This is a genomic window from Burkholderia singularis (genome assembly GCF_001718875.1).
In the GTDB taxonomy this organism is placed as follows: domain Bacteria; phylum Pseudomonadota; class Gammaproteobacteria; order Burkholderiales; family Burkholderiaceae; genus Burkholderia; species Burkholderia singularis.
Genome location: NZ_CP013448.1, coordinates 1,561,334 through 1,576,211 on the forward strand (window position 1 = coordinate 1,561,334; position 14,878 = coordinate 1,576,211).

Annotated in this window: 13 protein-coding genes; 11 read left to right on the plus strand and 2 right to left on the minus strand. The window is 66.8% G+C overall.

All coding sequences use genetic code 11. From position 1 onward, the window contains the following. Positions 1-134: 134 nt before the first annotated feature. The gene (pdxY, locus tag AQ611_RS07210; protein WP_059519246.1) at positions 135-998 is read right to left on the minus strand and encodes a pyridoxal kinase PdxY; all 864 of its coding nucleotides are present in this window, start codon (positions 996-998) and stop codon (positions 135-137) included. A 206-nt stretch (positions 999-1,204) separates the two neighbouring features. Here pdxY and AQ611_RS07215 point away from each other — a divergent pair, with 206 nt between their 5' ends. Next, complete coding sequence (locus AQ611_RS07215; RefSeq protein WP_374755081.1) at positions 1,205-2,428, plus strand: alpha/beta fold hydrolase; 1,224 nt, start codon at positions 1,205-1,207, stop codon at positions 2,426-2,428. Positions 2,429-2,622: 194 nt separating this feature from the next. Here the strand turns inward: AQ611_RS07215 and AQ611_RS07220 are convergent, their stop codons facing one another. Then, entirely contained in the window at positions 2,623-3,624 is a 1,002-nt protein-coding gene (locus tag AQ611_RS07220) for an LLM class flavin-dependent oxidoreductase (protein WP_069234101.1), read from the minus strand. Positions 3,625-4,281: 657 nt separating this feature from the next. Between AQ611_RS07220 and hpnI the strand changes: the two genes are divergently transcribed. The 10 genes from hpnI (at position 4,282) to AQ611_RS07275 (ending at position 14,869) form a co-directional block, all read left to right on the plus strand. Beyond that, positions 4,282-5,457 (plus strand): bacteriohopanetetrol glucosamine biosynthesis glycosyltransferase HpnI, encoded by a 1,176-nt coding sequence (hpnI, locus tag AQ611_RS07225; RefSeq protein WP_069234102.1) that lies wholly within the window; start codon positions 4,282-4,284, stop codon positions 5,455-5,457. Positions 5,458-5,645: 188 nt separating this feature from the next. Then, positions 5,646-7,067, plus strand: coding sequence for a hopanoid biosynthesis associated radical SAM protein HpnJ (gene hpnJ, locus AQ611_RS07230; RefSeq protein ID WP_059519253.1), 1,422 nt, complete (start codon positions 5,646-5,648; stop codon positions 7,065-7,067). 3 nt (positions 7,068-7,070) lie between these two features. Continuing rightward, on the plus strand, positions 7,071-7,961 hold the full coding sequence (gene hpnK, locus AQ611_RS07235; RefSeq protein WP_069234103.1) for a hopanoid biosynthesis-associated protein HpnK: 891 nt from the start codon (positions 7,071-7,073) through the stop codon (positions 7,959-7,961). Further along, complete coding sequence (locus AQ611_RS07240; RefSeq protein ID WP_069234104.1) at positions 7,958-9,004, plus strand: lysylphosphatidylglycerol synthase domain-containing protein; 1,047 nt, start codon at positions 7,958-7,960, stop codon at positions 9,002-9,004. The genes hpnK and AQ611_RS07240 overlap by 4 nt, the downstream gene beginning before the upstream one ends. Before the next feature lie 257 nt (positions 9,005-9,261). Then, positions 9,262-9,822 (plus strand): outer membrane protein assembly factor BamE domain-containing protein, encoded by a 561-nt coding sequence (gene bamE, locus AQ611_RS07250; protein WP_082710106.1) that lies wholly within the window; start codon positions 9,262-9,264, stop codon positions 9,820-9,822. A 346-nt stretch (positions 9,823-10,168) separates the two neighbouring features. After that, the gene (locus AQ611_RS07255) at positions 10,169-10,858 is read left to right on the plus strand and encodes an ABC transporter permease (protein WP_059519343.1); all 690 of its coding nucleotides are present in this window, start codon (positions 10,169-10,171) and stop codon (positions 10,856-10,858) included. Next, a complete protein-coding gene (locus tag AQ611_RS07260) occupies positions 10,855-11,568 on the plus strand; it encodes an ABC transporter permease (RefSeq protein ID WP_069234106.1) in 714 nt (237 codons plus the stop codon). Before AQ611_RS07255 ends, AQ611_RS07260 begins: the two co-directional genes overlap by 4 nt. A gap of 21 nt (positions 11,569-11,589) precedes the next feature. Beyond that, positions 11,590-12,387: an ABC transporter ATP-binding protein gene (locus tag AQ611_RS07265; protein ID WP_069234107.1), complete on the plus strand. Its 798-nt coding sequence runs from the start codon at positions 11,590-11,592 to the stop codon at positions 12,385-12,387. A gap of 30 nt (positions 12,388-12,417) precedes the next feature. Further along, positions 12,418-13,479 (plus strand): GlxA family transcriptional regulator, encoded by a 1,062-nt coding sequence (locus AQ611_RS07270; protein ID WP_069234108.1) that lies wholly within the window; start codon positions 12,418-12,420, stop codon positions 13,477-13,479. Between the two features lie 154 nt (positions 13,480-13,633). Next, on the plus strand, positions 13,634-14,869 hold the full coding sequence (locus AQ611_RS07275; protein ID WP_069234109.1) for an aspartate aminotransferase family protein: 1,236 nt from the start codon (positions 13,634-13,636) through the stop codon (positions 14,867-14,869). Positions 14,870-14,878 lie beyond the last annotated feature (9 nt).

A 14,878-nucleotide genomic window follows, 5' to 3' on the forward strand; every position in this document is an offset into this window, starting at 1 on the left:
CCTTTTGCTCGACGAGCGCATGCGCGGATAGGGTAGGGCGGCGGCGCGCTGCCGCGCGAGCGGCGCGCATTCACCGTCCGCCGTCCGCCGTCCGCCGTCGGCTGGCGCGCCGCCGGGCGGGCGCGGGCGGCGCGTTATTCCGCGCCGGTGAGCCACGCGCCGAACCATTCGCTTGGCCGCGCGATCTCGTCTTGTGCGGCGACGAGTTCAAGCTCGTAGCGGCGCGCGTCGTAGGTCGCCTTGACGACCGCGTGCACGGCGGCAAGCGTATGTTCGAATGCGGCGCGCACGCTGTCGCCGCGCAGGCGGCGCGCGACGAACACGGCGCTCGTCAGATCGCCGACGCCGACCGGATGCCGGGGAAACGCATACAACGGCCGCTGGCCGATCCACGCCTCGGTTTCGGTGACGACGAGCATATTGAAACGGTCGGCGGGACTATTGCGGTCATGCAGGTGCTTGACCAGGATCAACTTCGGCCCGCGACGGATGATCGTGCGGCATGCGTCGATGGCTTCGGGCACCGTCTCGATGCGCCGCCCGGCAAGCTTTTGCAACTCGCTATGATTGGGCGCCATGCCGTCCGCAAGCTCGGGCAGCTCGGCGACGATCAACTCCTCCACGCCGGGCTCGGGCCGGATGCCGCCCGTCTGGCCCATCGCCGGGTCGCAGAAATACCACGCATTCGGGTTGGTCGCCTTCACGGTGCGCACGATATCGATGGCCGCACGCGCTTGCGCGGGCGAGCCGAGAAAGCCCGACAGCACCGCGTCGCAGCGTTTGAGCGCGCCGATCGCGGCGATGCCGTCGACGAGCTGCTCCATCTTTGCCGCATCGATCGCGCTGCCTGCCCAGTGGCCGTATTGCATGTGATTCGAAAGCTGCACGGTGTTGAGCGGCCAAACGTTGACGCCGAGCCGCTGCATCGGAAACACGGCGGCGCTATTGCCCGCATGGCCGTAAATGACGTGCGACTGGATGCTGAGGACGTTTTTCATGATGGGTGGGGCATACGGCAGGCTCGTCGGACTATGCCGCAAGATACATGACTTTCCCCGATTCGCGGAAACATCCGGTGCGCCCCGTTTCGTCCGCGCGGCCCTGGTGAACGTACAATGGCTCGCGGTTCGCGGCCGGGCGCGCAGGCCGGGCTCGCCGCGCTCCGGTTTCTTTCGACCTTCTTTATTGGCTTCGTTCGGCTTCGATGATGGCTCTGGTTCGCAAAATAGGGTGGTTCGCGCGGCTTGCCGCGTGGGCTTGTGCCGCCGCCGCGGCGGCGCTGCAGGCGGCCGCCGTGGCGGCACCGGCGCACGGCGCGTCTTCGGCGAGTGAGGCCGCGGCGCCGGCGTCCGGGCCGCCGACGGCGGCTTCGCCGCCCGCGGCGGCGTCAGCCGGCGGCCGGCCGGCGGGCTTGTCGCCTGCCGAGGCCACGGGCCGGGCGGCAGTCGACGCGCCGGTGTACGGCGAGCAGCTCGAAGGTTTCGCGTATGCGTATCCCGTGCGGCATTACGCGTTCACGTCGCAGCGGGAAACGCTGCAAATGGCCTATCTCGACGTGCATCCGGAGCATCCGAACGGCCGTACCGTCGTGTTGCTGCATGGGAAGAATTTCTGCGCGGGCACCTGGGAGCAGACCGTCGGCGTGCTGACGAAGGCCGGTTACCGGGTCGTCGCGCCCGATCAGATCGGCTTTTGCAAGTCGACCAAGCCCGAGCGCTATCAGTACAGCTTCCAGCAGCTTGCCCACAACACGCACGCGCTGCTCGAATCGATCGGCGTGAAGGCGGCGGCGATCGTCGGCCATTCCACCGGCGGCATGCTCGCGGTGCGCTATGCGTTGATGTACCCGAAAGACACGCAGCAGCTCGTGCTCGTCAATCCGATCGGCCTGGAGGATTGGAAAGCGCTGGGCGTGCCGCCGCTGTCGGTCGATTACTGGTACGCGCGAGAACTGAAGACGACGGCCGACGAGATCCGCCGCTACGAGCAGCATACGTATTACGCGGGCGAGTGGTCGCCGGCTTACGAGCGCTGGGTGCAGATGCTCGCCGGCATGTATCGCGGACCGGGGCGGGACGCGGTTGCGTGGAATTCGGCGCGCGTCTACGACATGATCTTCACGCAGCCGGTGGTCTACGAGTTCGGTGCGATCAAGGCGCCGACGCTGCTGTTGATCGGCGACAAGGACACGACCGCGATCGGCAAGGACGCCGCGCCGCCCGACGTGTACGCGAAGCTCGGCCGCTATCCGGTGCTCGCCAAGCGCGCGCAGGCGGCGATTCCGGGCGCGGTGCTGCGCGAGTTCCCGCTGCTTGGCCATGCGCCGCAGATTCAGGACCCGGCTGCGTTCCACGAGGCGCTGCTCGATGGGCTCGCGCACGTCAAGCCGTCGGGGCCGGCGCCTGCCGCGCGCGGGGCCGCAGAGTAGGCAGGCGTTCGCGCGGCGCGCACCGGCGCCGGGGCGCTGCCGCAGGAGCACGAGTGACGGAAAGGGCGAAGCGCAAGCGGCCGGGCCGCCGGGGTCAGGTTTTCGGTGCAACGCGCGCCGTCGCCCGTGCTCGTCCGTTCGCCCATCGGGTGGCCGGGCGGCGCGCGGCGAGTACCCGCCCGGCGCCGGCCGGATCAGGCCGCGCTCAACGCGTCGCGCACCTGCGCGGTGAGTTCATACGAACGAAGCCGCGCGCCATGATCGTAGATCTGCGCGGCGACAATCAGCTCATCCGCGCCTGTCTGCGCAATCAGTTGGCCGAGCCGTTCGCGCACCGTGGCGGGCGAGCCGACCGCCGCGAACGACAGCGCGCGCTCGATGCTCGCGCGTTCCAGTTCGGTCGCGCCGAGCGCGTCGATCGATTCGACGGGCGGCGGCAGCTGCTGCGGCGTGCCGCGCCGCAAATTCAGGAACTGCTGCTGCACCGACGTGAACAGACGCCGCGCCTGATCGTCGGTATCGGCGGCGAACACGTTGACGCCGACCATCGCATAAGGCTTGTCGAGCGCCGCGGACGGCCGGAACTGCGTGCGATAGACGTCGAGCGCGCGCATCAGGTAATCCGGGGCGAAGTGCGACGCGAAGGCGAACGGCAGCCCGAGCATCGCGGCGAGCTGGGCGCTGAAGAGGCTCGAACCGAGCAGCCAGATCGGCACGTCGAGGCCCGCGCCGGGCACCGCGCGCACCTGCTGGCCGGCCACGGGCGCGGCGAAGTAGCGCTGCAACTCGACGACATCGTCCGGAAATGCGTCGGCGCTCGTGAGCAGCTCGCGCCTGAGCGCGCGGGCGGTGGTCTGGTCGGTGCCGGGCGCGCGCCCGAGGCCGAGATCGATGCGCCCCGGGTAGAGCGAGGCCAGCGTGCCGAACTGCTCGGCGATCACGAGCGGCGCATGGTTGGGCAGCATCACGCCGCCGGAGCCGACGCGGATCGTCTGCGTCGCGCCCGCGACATGGCCGATCACGACCGCGGTCGCCGCGCTCGCGATGCCGGGCATGTTGTGGTGTTCGGCCAGCCAGTAGCGGCGATAGCCCCAGCGTTCGGCATGCCGGGCGAGATCGGCGCTGTGGCGCAACGCCTGCGCGGCGTCGGCGCCGGCGGGGATCGGCGCGAGATCGAGTACGGAAAACGGAATCATGGCGAAAACGGGGCGGATGGCGTGAATGGACGGGGCACGGGCCGATGAGCGCCGCGGATGATGCATGTGCGCAACAAACGCAGCAGATTGTGCCAAAGCGATTCGCGTTTCGCTGACGGCGGGAACATACCCCTGTCGCGATGAGGGGTGGAGCGGCGTGACGATGTGCCGCAACCGGGCGCCGGAGATTGTTCTTGCAATGCACGGTAATCGAACGAAATGCGATGAAATTTCGGGCGATTCGATACGGATATTTCGCGTTATCTTAAAAAACACGCAATATGCTTACGTTTGCAGGGCGGACGTCCTGCAAAATGCTTACGCGAACGCGCGGCTATTGCATGGAAACAGCGCTCATCTGCGCCGATTTTTCTTGTAGGGCAACAGTCTTTCCACGCAAGTCGCGAGCGCGGCGGGCTCGGCACTGCTAAAATTCGCCGCCTGTATCCATCGCGCTCACGGATTCCGTTCCATTCCCCCTGCGCTTCGCCGCAAAGCCGCACGGGAGCCTCGGGATATTGGCCGCACGGCCTGTTCCGGTGCGTTGCGTGCCGTCGAAAGTGCAAGAAGAGGAGTTGGGATCGTGCCCAGAATCGTCCCTGCTGAAACATCGCCGCCCCGTTTTGCCCCGCGTGCGCCCGTTCGGAGGCGCGCGGCATGACGGAGCCGGTTTCTTTCGTCGAATGGGTGCTGCTCGCGCTGATTTGCGCGGCCTGCGCTTACGCGGCGTTCGCCGCGTTCGCGCCCGCGCCGCGCGTGCCGCGCACGGCCGCGCGCGACGGCTTCGAGCCTGTCAGCGTGCTCAAGCCGTTGTGCGGGTTCGAGCCGCATCTATACGAAAATCTCGCGACCTTCTGCGAGCAGCGTCATCCGCGCTATCAATTGCTGTTCGGCGTCGCCTCGGCGGCCGATCCTGCCGTGGCCGTGGTGCGCCGCCTGATCGCCGCCTATCCGGAAACCGACATCGAGCTGGTGATCGACGCGCGTGTGTACGGCAAGAACCTGAAGGTCAGCAATCTCGTCAATCTTGCCGAGCGCGCACGCTACGGGCGCATCGTGATCGCGGATAGCGACATCGCGGTCGAGCCGGATTACCTGACGCGTGTGAGCGCGCCGCTCGCGGACCCGTCGGTCGGCGTGGTCACTTGCCTGTATCATGCGCGCAGCGTCGGCGGCTTCTGGGCGCGGATCGGCGCGCAATTCGTCGATGCGTGGTTCGCGCCGTCGGTACGGATCACGCATTTCGGCGGATCGAGCCGGTTCGGGTTCGGCGCGACGCTCGCGCTCACGCGCGCGACGCTCGACAAGATCGGCGGCTTCCATGCGCTGAAGGACGAACTGGCGGACGATTACTGGCTCGCCGAGCTGCCGCGCCGGTTCGGCCTGCGCACGGTGCTGTCCGAGGTGATCGTCGCCACCGACGTGACCGAGACGAAGGTCGTGCCGCTGTGGCTGCGCGAAACGCGCTGGCTGCGCACGATCCGCTCGCTGAATCCGGCCGGCTTCGCATTCCTGTTCATCACGTTTACCGCGCCGTGGCTCGCCACGGGCGCGTGGCTCGCGGTGCGGCTCAACGGTTCGGCCGCGGGCGTCGCGGCGGCCGCGGCGGTGGCGCTCGGCACGTTCGCGCGGCTTGCGCTGCATGCGCGCGGCAGCGCCGGCATGCGCGCATTCTGGCGCGATTTGCCGCTGGTGCCGGTGCGCGATGCGCTGCTGGCGCTCGAGTGGCTCGCCGCCGTGTTCGGCACGCAGGTGGTGTGGCGCGGCGAGCGGATGGAGGTCGTCGGCGGCGGCGCGCGTGCGACCGTCGTCGAGGCGGGAGATGGCCGCTAGGCGCGCGGCGGGAGCGAACAGGCGAAACACCGAGCAGATCCAGCGCAAGCGCACGACGCGACGGCCGAACGCAAGTGCGCGGCGCAAGCGAATACCCAAGGATGCGCGGGCGGCAACAGGCGGCCCGCGATTTTCGAACATTGCACTCAGACGAATTGACATCTATGCAGCAGGCTACCGGAGCATTCATGAAAACGCTGTTCTTGCAGGCCCCGTCGTATGACGGCTTCGACGGCGGCGCGGGTTCCCGCTATCAGGCAAAGCGCGAGATCCGCTCCTTCTGGTATCCGACCTGGCTCGCGCAGCCGGCCGCGCTCGTGCCGGGCAGCCGCGTGCTCGACGCGCCCGCGGACGGCCTGTCGGTCGACGCGACGCTGAAAATCGCGAGCGACTACGATCTCGTGATCATCCATACGAGCACGCCGTCGTTTCCGACCGATGCGCTGTTCGCGGAAGACTTGAAGAAGATGAAGCCGTCGATCCTGATCGGCATGGTCGGCGCGAAGGTTGCGGTCGATCCGCACAACTCGCTGACGGCGACCGACGCGATCGATTTCGTCTGCCGCGAGGAATTCGACTATACGTGCCGCGACATCGCGGCGGGCTTGCCGTTCGCCGAGATTCTCGGCATGAGCTACCGCGCGAAGGACGGCTCGATCGAGCACAACGGCCCGCGTCCGATGATCGAGAACATGGACGAACTGCCGTTCGTCGCGCCCGTCTACAAGCGCGACCTGAAGATCGAGAATTACTTCATCGGCTACCTGAACTATCCATACGTGTCGATCTACACGGGCCGCGGCTGCCGCTCGAAGTGCACGTTCTGCCTGTGGCCGCAGACGGTCGGCGGCCATCGCTATCGCGTGCGCTCGGTCGAAAGCGTGCTGGCCGAGGTGAAGTGGATTCGCGACAACATGCCGGAAGTCAAGGAGATCATGTTCGACGACGACACGTTCACCGACTTCAAGCCGCGCGTCGAGGAAATCGCGCGCGGGCTCGGCAAGCTCGGCGTCACGTGGTCGTGCAACGCAAAGGCGAACGTGCCGTATTCGACGCTGAAGATCATGAAGGAGAACGGCCTGCGCCTGCTGCTCGTCGGCTACGAGTCGGGCGACGACCAGATTCTCCTGAACATCAAGAAGGGCCTGCGCACCGATATCGCGCGCCGCTTCAACGAGGACTGCAAGAAGCTCGGCATCAAGATCCACGGCACCTTCATCCTCGGCCTGCCGGGCGAGACGAAGGAGACGATCAAGAAGACGATCGAATACGCGAAGGAAATCAATCCGCACACGATCCAAGTGTCGCTCGCCGCGCCGTATCCGGGCACGCGCCTGTACGCCCAGGCGGTCGAGAACGGCTGGATGGAAGAGAACAAGACGATCAACCTCGTCAGCAAGGAAGGCGTGCAGCTTGCCGCGATCGGCTATCCGCACCTGCCGAAGGAAGAGATCTATCACGAGCTCGAACATTTCTATCGCGCGTTCTATTTCCGCCCGTCGAAGATTTGGGAAATCGTTCGCGAGATGCTGACGAGCTGGGACATGATGAAGCGCCGGCTGCGTGAAGGCGTGGAGTTTTTCCGCTTCCTGCGTGCGCACGAGGCGTGATTCGTGAGCGCGCAGGAAGCGGCGCCGCGCGCGTTGATTTTCACGGCGGACGATTTCGGCCTGCATGAGCGGGTCAACGCGGCCGTCGAGCGTGCGCATCGCGACGGCGTGCTCGCGGCCGCGAGCTTGATGGTGGGCGCCGCCGCCGCGCGCGATGCGGTCGAGCGCGCGAAGCGGCTGCCTTCGCTCGCCGTCGGCCTGCATATCGTGCTTGCCGACGGCCCCGCGACGCTGCCCGCGCATGAGATTCCGGCGCTTGTCGGCCCCGACGGCTGGTTCGGTGACGCGATGGCGAAGGACGGCTGCCGGTTCTTTTTCCTGCCGCACGTGCGCGCGCAGTTGCGCCGCGAGATTCGCGCGCAGTTCGAGGCGTTCGCGGCCACCGGGCTCACGCTCGATCATGTGAACACGCACAAGCATTTCCATCTACACCCGAGCGTGCTGTCGATGATCATCGACATCGGCCGCGAATTCGGGCTTGCCGCAATGCGGCTGCCTTACGAGCCGTCGATGCCGTTCTGGCTCAAGCCGTGGATCGCGCTCGTGCGCGCCCGGCTCGTTCGCGCGGGGATCGCGCACAACGATTACGTGGTCGGCATCGCGCAGACGGGCGGGATGGACGAGGCCGTGCTGCTCGACGCGCTCGCGAAGCTGCCGCCCGGCGTCGGCGAGATTTATTGCCATCCGGCGGAGGCGGGCGACGGTCCGATCACGCCGTCGATGCGCGAATACCGGCCGGCCGACGAGCTTGCCGCGCTGCTGTCGCCGCGCGTGTCGGCCGCGCTGCGGGCGGCGGGCGTCGCGCGCGGCGGTTTTGCCGACGTGTTCGGGCTGGCGCGCGGCGCGCGCGCGGGCGGCGGCCGCCTCGCAGAAACCGGAGCGCGGGCATCATGATCCGTTGGCTCAAATGGCTGGGCTGGCCGCTTGGGATCGCGATCCTGATCGCGCTGCTGCTGCACGACGGCGCGGCAGACGTCGTGCACGTGATCGGCCGCGCGGGCTTTGCGCTGCTGTGGCTGGTGCCGTTCCACGGCTTGCCGCTGCTGCTCGATGCGCATGCGTGGCGGCTGCTGCTCGACAAGCGCGCGCCGCTGCCGTTCCTCTGGTGGATCGCGACCGTGCGCGAGGCGGTGAACCGGTTGCTGCCGGTTGTCGGCGTCGGCGGCGAGATCGTCGGCATCCGGCTGGCGCGCTGGCGCGTGCCCGATGCGAGCCGGGTGACGGCTTCGGTGATCGTCGAGGTGCTCGTGACGGTGGCCGTGCAGTATGCGTTCGCCGCGCTCGGTCTCGTGATGCTGCTCGCCGGCACGCAGCACGGCGTCGGCGCGCATACGATCGGCGTCGCGCTCGTGCTGTCGCTGCCGATGCCGGTGCTGGCGTTCGTGTTGATGCGCCGCGGCGGCGTCTTTCATGCGATCGAGCGTTTCGCGGGGCGGCTGCTCGGCGATTCGCACCGCCTGTTGCAAGGTGTCGACGGCAAGCGTCTCGACGTCGACATCGATGCGCTGATGTCGCGCGCGGGCTTGCTGTTTCGCGCATTCTTCTGGCAACTCGCCGGCTATGTGGTGGGCGCGCTCGAAATTTATTGGGCGCTCGCGCTGCTCGGTCATCCGGTGTCGCTCGGCGGGGCGGTCGCGATCGAGGCAATGACGCAGGCGGTTCGCCATGCGGCGTTCATGGTGCCGGGCGGGCTCGGCGTTCAGGAGGCGACCGTCGTGCTGCTCGCGCAGATGTTTGGCGTCGATCGCGAGACGGCGCTCTCGCTTGCGCTGGTCAAGCGCGTGCGTGAGCTCGTGTTCGGCGCGCTCGCGCTCGGGTCGTGGCAGCTGGTCGAGTTGTCGCGCACGCGCCGCCGGATTCGCAGCCATGCGCGCCGCGCGGCGCGCACCGCGGCGGCGGCCGCGCGGCGCGAGCAGCGGGCCGAGACTATGCTCTGAGCGCCGGGGCTGGGGACACACGACCCAATCAAAGCGCGAAGTCGCGGAACTCGAGCCCAGGATTCGGGTTTGCGTGCAACGCTCGAACGCGAATCGCAAGCGCGCCATACTGGCCTATGACGGCTTGCCATTGCCCCATCCGATTCTTCCTGATTGCGCATGCTTCGGGCTTGCTCCGGATTTTCGCGCGCGATGGCCGGGGTACGGTATGCTTTTGCGCGTGTTCCATGCCATGCGCAGGCCGCGCGGTTTCTCCGATGACGATGTTCCGATTCCGTATTTTCCCTGTCGTGATGCTCGGCGCGGCGCTGGCGCTCGCCGGTTGCGACGAGCGCCAGAGCGAGCAGAACGTGCAGCGACTCAAGGATTTTTTCAACGCGGTCAAGCCCGCGCCCCTGTTTCTGAAGGGACTCACGCCGGGCGTGACGACCGAGGCCGAGATTCGCAGCCAGATGGGCAAGCCGGAGACCGAGCGTGTCTACACCGACGGCTCGAAGCGGCTCGAATATCCGCGCGGCCCGATGGGCAACGAGACCTATATGGTCGACATCGACGCGAACGGCCGCTTCATCGCCGCGACGCAGGTGCTGACAGCGGCGAATTTCGCGAAAATCCGGCCCGGCATGACCGAGGACGAGGTGCGGCGCCTGCTCGGCAAGCCGACCGAGATCGCGCGCTATCCGCTCAAGCCCGAGACGGTCTGGAGCTGGCGCTGGCTTGAGGACGGCGTCAATCAGGACGCATTCTTCAACGTCCATTTCGGCCCCGATGGGCTCGTCTATACGACGTCGCGCTCCGACATCCTGAAGGGGCGCTGAGCGCCGCGCGCTTGGACGCGTGCGGCCGGCCCGCCGTGGCGCGCCGCAACGCCGCGGCGCCGCAGCGCATTCGCGCAGGGCTGCCACGCGTTCCGGCTCTATCGAAAAAGCGACCCGAAACTTGCGAAATTGCGGCATGCGGCGCGCGCCCGAGCGCGTTTGCCGCACGTGCCGATGCCGCCAGACCCGCGCCGCACGGGCGCCGTGAGTCCGCGCCAAGCGCATATTGCGGCGCAGCATCGCACGCCCGATGCATTTGAGCCGATTTTTTTCGCTTGCGACTATCCGCGTCAAACCGGCGCAGCCGCTCGTGCGCCTCTTCCAACACGATCACGGAGACTCAAGCGTGTTTCTATACGGCTTTGGCCCGGTCATCTGGGCCGGCACCGTGCAGACGGTCGAGCTGTCGGTGCTTTCGCTCGCTGCGGCGATCGCGCTCGGCCTGATCGGCGCGGTCGCGAAGCTCTCGCGCAATCGGGCGCTGCGCGCCGTCGCGACCGGCTATACGACGCTGATCCGCTCGGTGCCCGATCTCGTGCTGATGCTGCTGCTGTTCTACAGTCTTCAGATCTGGCTCAACGAACTGACCGACTTGATGAACTGGCGGCAGATCGACATCGATCCGTTCGCGGCAGGCGTGCTCGTGCTCGGCTTCATCTACGGCGCTTACTTCACCGAAACGTTTCGCGGCGCGTTCCTGTCGGTGCCGCGCGGGCAGCTCGAGGCGGGCAGTGCGTATGGGATGAGCGGGATGCGCGTGTTCGCGCGCATCCTGTTTCCGCAGATGATGCGCTTTGCGCTGCCCGGCATCGGCAACAACTGGCAGGTGCTCGTGAAGGCGACGGCGCTGGTGTCGATCATCGGCCTGGCCGATATCGTGAAAGCCGCCCAGGATGCGGGCAAGAGCACGTTCAACATGTTCTTCTTCATCGTCGTCGCGGCGCTGATCTATTTGGCGATCACGACGTTCTCGAACCTCGTGCTCAGGCAGCTCGAGAAGCGCTATTCCATTGGTGTGAGGCACGCTGAACTATGATCGAGATCCTCCAGGAATTCGGGCGCGCGTTCTTCTATTGGGACGGTCAGCGCATGTCGGGGCTCGCGGTCACGCTCTGGCTTCTCGTCGCGTCGCTCGCGCTCGGCTTCGTATGCTCGGTGCCGCTCGCGGTGGCGCGCGTGTCGAAGAACCGCTGGGTGTCGGCGCCCGTGTCGTTCTACACGTATGTGTTTCGCGGCACGCCGCTGTACGTGCAACTGCTGCTCATCTATACGGGGATGTACAGCCTCGCGTTCGTGCGCGAGCACGCGATGCTCGACGCGTTTTTCCGCAGCGGCTTCAATTGCACGATCCTGGCGTTCGCGCTCAACACCTGCGCGTACACGACCGAAATTTTCGCCGGCGCGATCCGTGCGATTCCGCACGGCGAGGTCGAAGCGGCGCGCGCCTACGGGATGGGCGCGTTCACGATGTACCGCCGGGTGATTCTGCCTTCGTCGCTGCGCCGCGCGCTGCCGCTGTACAGCAACGAGGTGATCCTGATGCTGCACGCGACGACCGTCGCGTTCACGGCAACCGTGCCCGACATCCTCAAAGTCGCGCGTGACGCGAATTCGGCGACGTATATGGCGTTTCAGTCGTTCGGAATCGCCGCGCTGATCTATCTTGCGGTATCTTTCGCACTCGTCGCGGCCTTTCGTCGGACCGAGCGCCACTGGCTCGCGTATCTCGCGGCCGGCCGCCATTGATTTCATTTCCGGGAGAGCCAGTTGGCAGAGACCACGAACACGAACGCCGCCGCCTGCAAGCTCGAGGCGCGGGACATCCACAAGCGCTACGGCGACAACGAAGTGCTCAAGGGCGTGTCGCTGAATGCGAAGGCGGGGGATGTGATCAGCATCATCGGCGCGAGCGGCTCGGGCAAGAGCACGTTTTTGCGCTGCATTAATTTTCTCGAGCGGCCGAACGCGGGGCAGATCGTCGTCGACGGCGAGCAAGTGCGCACCAAGACCGATCGCGCGGGCAATCTCGAAGTCGCCGATCACAAGCAGCTTCAGCGAATCCGCACGAAGCTCGCGATGGTGTTCCAGCACTTCAATCTGTGGGCGCACATGAACGTGCTGGAAAACGTGATGGAAGCGCCGGTGCATGTGCTCGGGATTCCGAAGAAAGAGGCGCAGGAGCGCGCGCGCGAATATCTGGAGAAGGTCGGGCTCGCGCCGCGGGTGGAGAAGCAGTATCCGTCGCATCTGTCGGGCGGGCAGCAGCAGCGCGTGGCGATCGCGCGCGCGCTGGCGATGCATCCGGACGTAATGCTGTTCGACGAGCCGACCTCGGCGCTGGATCCGGAATTGGTGGGCGAAGTGCTGAAGGTGATGCAGAAGCTCGCGGAGGAAGGGCGCACGATGATCGTGGTCACGCACGAGATGGGCTTCGCGCGCAACGTGTCGAATCACGTGATGTTCCTGCACCAGGGGCGCGTCGAGGAGCAAGGCGCGCCCGCCGACGTATTCGGCGCGACCAAGAGCGAGCGCCTCAAGCAGTTCCTGTCCGGCAGCCTCAAGTAACGGGCCGGCCGACATGCGAGGCAGCAGGCCGTGGTGTCCGTGAACCGGCCGGCGAGTCCGGCTCGCACGATACAGGTGGCGATCGTCGCGTTGCCGCCGGTGTCGATGTCGGGCGTCGGGCCGATCGTCGATGCGCTGAATCTCGCCAACGAGATCGACGGGCGCCTTTTGTACCGCTGGCAGGTCTGTTCGTGGGACGGGCGGCCGGTGCCGCTCGCGGGCGGCGCGCAATGGCACGCGCATGCCGCGTTCAACGATGCGATCGTCTGCGATTGGCTGATCGTCGTCAGCGAGCGGTTTCAGCAGTTTGCCGACTACCGGCTCTTTCTCGCGAGCCTCGCGCGGGTCGGGCAGCGCACGCCGCTCGTAACGGGCATCCATCATGGCGTGTGGTGGCTCGCGATGGCCGGGCAGTTGTCCGGCTACCGGGTCAGCGTGAATGGGGAGACGTATCAGCAGTTCGCCGAGCAATTCGAGCGCTCGATCGTCACGCAGCAGATTTTCGAAATCGACCGCGATCGCGCAACCTGCGCGGGCGGGCAGGCGAGCGTCGATTTCATGCTGACGATGATCGGCCGCGATCATGGCCGCGAACTCGCCGAACGGATCGCCGACGCGCTCGGCACGGGCACGCTCAGAAGCGGTGACGAGCGGCAGCGCATTCCGTTCGTGACGGCGCCGGGCGAGCGGCATCCGCGATTGAACGACGCGCTGCTGCTGATGGAGGCGAATATCGAGGACCCGCTGACGACCGACGAAATCGCCGGGCTCGTCGGGGTGTCGAGGCGGCAGCTCGAGCGGCTGTTCAAGCAGTATCTGGGCGCGATGCCGTCGCGGTATTACCTGAATTTGCGGTTGCTCAAGGCGCGCACGCAGTTGCAGCGCACCAGCAAGTCGGTGGTGCAGGTGAGCCTTGCTTGCGGGTTCGCGTCGGCCGCGCATTTTTCGAACGCGTACCGCGAGCGGTTCGGCGTGACGCCCCGGGAGGACCGGCGGGCCTGGGTCGAAGGAGGCGGGCTCGAGGCCCCGCAGGCAGGCGCGCTGGTCGAAAGGACGGGCAGGAGCAAAAGCAGCGGCCCGGGCGTGCCGTGACGGGCCGAATAGCCGCTCACGCGACGGGCCGTTGTCGACGCTCTTCAGCCACTTCCATGCTCCGCAAAATTTCCCGTCGCAATCACGCAAGACGCGGCGCGAACGATTTCCTAAACTTGAACCTGTTATCTCTGACGAATTGGAAGGAACGCTCATGAAAACCCCGACCGTGTCCCGCCAGACTTTCGACGAAGTCATGGTGCCGGTGTTCTCCCCCGCGCCGTTCGTGCCGGATCGCGGCGAAGGCTCGCGCGTATGGGATACGGCCGGGCGCGATTACGTCGACTTCGCGGGCGGCATCGCCGTCACCGCGCTCGGCCACGGCCATCCGGAACTGCTGAAGGTGCTCGACGAGCAGAGCCGCAAGCTCTGGCACATCGGCAACGGCTATACGAACGAGCCGGTGCTGCGTCTGGCCAAGCGTCTGGAAGCGCTGACTTTCGCCGATCGCGCGTTCTTCGCGAATTCCGGCGCGGAGGCGAACGAGGCCGCGCTGAAGCTCGCGCGCCGCGTCGCGTTCGAGCGGCACGGCGCGGACAAATACGAGATCGTGTCGTTCGCCCAGTCGTTTCACGGCCGCACGTTCTTCACCGTCAGCGTCGGCGGCCAGCCGAAGTATTCGGACGGCTTCGGCCCGGTGCCCGCCGGCATCAAGCATCTGCCGTTCAACGATATCGCCGCGGCCAAGGCCGCGATCGGCCCGCAAACCTGCGCGGTGATCGTCGAGCCGATCCAGGGCGAAGGCGGCGTGATCCCCGCCGATCCGGCATTCCTGAAGGCGCTGCGCGAAGCGTGCGATGCCAACGGCGCCCTGCTGATCTTCGACGAAGTGCAGACGGGCGTGGGCCGCACGGGCCATTTCTACGCTTACATGGACACGGGCGTCACGCCCGATATCCTGACGACCGCGAAGGCGCTCGGCAACGGCTTTCCGATCGGCGCGATGCTGACGACGGCCGAGCTTGCCGCGCATTTCAAGCTCGGCGTGCACGGCACGACATACGGCGGTAATCCGCTTGCGTCGGCAATTGCCGAGAAGGTCGTCGAGCTCGTCAGCGATCCGGCGCTGCTTGCCGGCGTGCGCGAGCGCAGCGAGCGGCTGACGGCCACGCTCGCGAAGATCAACGCGCGCTTCAATCTCTTCAAGGACATTCGCGGCAAGGGGCTGCTGATCGGCGCGGAACTCGTCGCGGCGTTCGGCGGCCGCGCGAAGGATTTCGTGTCGGCCGCGGCCGAGCACGGCGTCATCATGTTGATCGCGGGGCCGGATGTGCTGCGTTTCGCACCGTCGCTCGTGATCGGGCTCGACGTGCTCGACGAGGGCCTGGCGCGCTTCGAAAAGGCGGTCGAACAGGTGCTCGCCACAGCGCAAGCCGGCGCCGCCCGCTGAAGCCGCCCG